2 protein-coding genes are annotated in these 2,757 nt (G+C 34.5%); both read right to left on the reverse strand.

All coding sequences use genetic code 11. The features are described 5' to 3' along the window. Positions 1 to 819 precede the first annotated feature (819 nt). On the reverse strand, positions 820 to 1,008 hold the full coding sequence (gene rpmB, locus NF418_RS10195) for a 50S ribosomal protein L28 (protein ID WP_001140948.1): 189 nt from the start codon (positions 1,006 to 1,008) through the stop codon (positions 820 to 822). A gap of 553 nt (positions 1,009 to 1,561) precedes the next feature. Next, the gene (locus NF418_RS10200; protein WP_105109964.1) at positions 1,562 to 2,443 is read right to left on the reverse strand and encodes a class II fructose-bisphosphate aldolase; all 882 of its coding nucleotides are present in this window, start codon (positions 2,441 to 2,443) and stop codon (positions 1,562 to 1,564) included. Positions 2,444 to 2,757: the final 314 nt, after the last annotated feature.

Below are 2,757 nucleotides of genomic sequence, written 5' to 3' on the forward strand. Positions count from 1 at the left end.
TTCAGATTTGACAACTCAATTATTCTATCATCTTCAACTTGCTTTGTCAACTCTTTTTTGAAACTTTTTTTCGTTTCTTTTTCGTGATAACTTGGCTTGTTTTGACAACTCATTCATTCTATCATCTTACCTTGCTCTTGTCAATACTTTTTTTATTTTTTTCTTTTTGACTTGAGTTAAATGATAACTACATTAGTTTATCATCTACCATTCTCATTGTAAATAATTTAAGTAGGATTATGTATAAACAAATAAAATATTTCTTCTCTCCTCTCGCACAACTATCTTATCTTTAATTAATAAATATTTGCGTCATACACATCTCCAATAAAGCAGAGATACAACCTTGTTCACGAAAGAAACATAATCTCTTTTTTTGGGAAAACATCATTTAACTTTTTATAGGAAAAATCTCACGAATAGGTTCAAATTGAAAGCCAATCATTTGTCGAATGTTTAGTTCTAATCTTCTGGGTACACCATAATCAACAACCAAGATAGGATTTTAAGCGTCTATTGATATTTGTTGCAAATTCAAATGTAAATGCTGGGATTTTGTAGTATTCAGTTAGGAGCACTTTTGACTAACTTCCTGTTCATTTATACGCCTACATTGCATTCCTTTTTCCGTTTTTTTGTAATTTAAGACGAACTTGTAACACGGAAATATCTATTTTTGCCACTCTTACTTTTCTAGCAATACTTTTTCGTCACCAATGTTTCAATAACGATTATTTCAATTGCCAATGTGGTCAGTTTATGTCTTAATCTGATATTATTACAAATAAAAAGCCACTAGAATTTCTAGCGACTTATTTATTATACACGTTCAACTTTGCCTGATTTAAGTGCACGAGCTGATGCCCAAACTTTTTTAGGTTTACCGTCAATCAAAACAGTAACTTTTTGAAGGTTTGGTTTAACTGCGCGTTTAGTTTGGTTCATAGCGTGTGAACGGTTGTTACCTGATACAGTCTTACGACCAGTGAAATAACATACTTTAGCCATTGTATCTTCCTCCTCATTTGATCAAATATATCGGATGTGCTAGCACCACATACCATACTATTCTAACAAAATTGATAAAGCTTTGCAAGTATTATTTTTTCTTTTTTTGTAGAGCGACGATAAAAATATTTCAATATCAAATTTTAAGTTGAAATTTGAGTAAAAGTTGAAAAACCAATACTTGACCAGTACAATTCAAAACAATTAGGACATATTTTATTTAAGACTCTTGTTCAACCATATATTGCTAAAATTCAACAGTTATCTCCCACAATAAGTAGTTTTAAAAATTTATCTAGTTTTTCAATAAGATTGGTGACAACTTACAAAATATTATTTTAAAACAATTCCCCTAATTGCACCAACCAAATTTTTTAATGTATAAATTTTTCGTTTCATCATTTTTAACTTTCGATATCTCTGTCACTATTGATACTAGCACGTGTCAATTATTAGAAAGGTATCTATCCCTAAATGTAGTTCCTTTTGTGAAAAATTAGAAAAAAGAACTTTCTATAAGAAAATCCTTTTTTCGTTATCAATTCAAATAATATTAAGCTTTGTTCGCTGAACCAAATACGTCGATACGCTCTTCAACAGATGCTTGGATAGCTTTTACGCCGTCAGCCAAGAATTTACGTGGGTCAAAGAGTTTTTTCTTGTCGTATTCTGCTTCGTTTGCTTCATAAGCTGCTGCAAATTTACGAGTTGCATTTGCAAATGCGATTTGGCACTCAGTGTTAACGTTGACTTTAGCAACACCCAATTTGATTGCTTCTTGGATTTGCTCATCTGGAATACCAGAACCACCGTGCAATACGATTGGGAAACCTGGTACAGCTTCAGTCAATTTACGCAAGTGGTCAAGGTCAAGACCTTCCCAGTTTGCTGGGTATGGACCGTGGATGTTACCGATACCTGCAGCCAAGAAGTCAATACCAGTTGCAACCATTGCTACTGCATCTTCGATTGGAGCCAATTCACCAGTACCAACGATACCGTCTTCTTCACCACCGATAGTACCAACTTCAGCTTCAACTGAGATACCTTTAGCGTGTGCCAATTCTACAACTTCTTTTGCTTTTGCAAGGTTTTCTTCTACTGGAAGGTGTGAACCGTCAAACATGATAGAAGTGTAACCAACTTCGATACACTCAAGTGCATCTTCATAGTGACCGTGGTCAAGGTGGATAGCAACTGGAACTGTGATGTTCATTGACTCGATCAAGTTTGCGATCAAGTTGCGAGCTACTTTGTAGCCACCCATGTACTTAGCTGCACCCATAGAAGTTTGGATAAGAACTGGAGCTTGTTTTGCTTCTGCTGCACGCAAGATAGCTTGAGTCCACTCAAGGTTGTTTGTGTTAAATCCACCAACTGCATAACCGTTGTCACGCGCTGCTTGGACAAATTTTTCTGCTGAAACTAATGGCATTTCGATAGCCTCCTAATATTTTTTGAGGTTAGACCTCATACCTATCTATTCTACCACTTTTATTTTGAAAATGCTAGTCGAAACCGTATGGTTTTGAGAAAACTTTCACATAACTTTCCACGATTCTCTTGGAAATGATTTCCTTATTGCACAATCAATTACTGAAACTTCATCAAATCGAAAAAAATTGGCTCTATAATTTCTGTAGTGGGTAAATCCACCATGGAAATTATGGAGCTTTTTTGAGTATAGAAAAAAAGTCCCATATGACCTATAATGAAAAGTGCTCAAACTATCATTTTAGAAAGACTCAT

Origin of the sequence: Streptococcus suis (assembly GCF_024509555.1) — a bacterium.
Taxonomy (GTDB): Bacteria; Bacillota; Bacilli; order Lactobacillales; family Streptococcaceae; genus Streptococcus; species Streptococcus suis_AD.

Excerpts from the sequence above, each read along its gene's own strand:
- rpmB (WP_001140948.1), bottom strand. The coding sequence starts at position 1,008 with ATGGCTAAAGTATGTTATTTCACTGGTCGTAAGACTGTATCAGGTAAC.
- NF418_RS10200 (WP_105109964.1), bottom strand. The coding sequence starts at position 2,443 with ATGCCATTAGTTTCAGCAGAAAAATTTGTCCAAGCAGCGCGTGACAAC.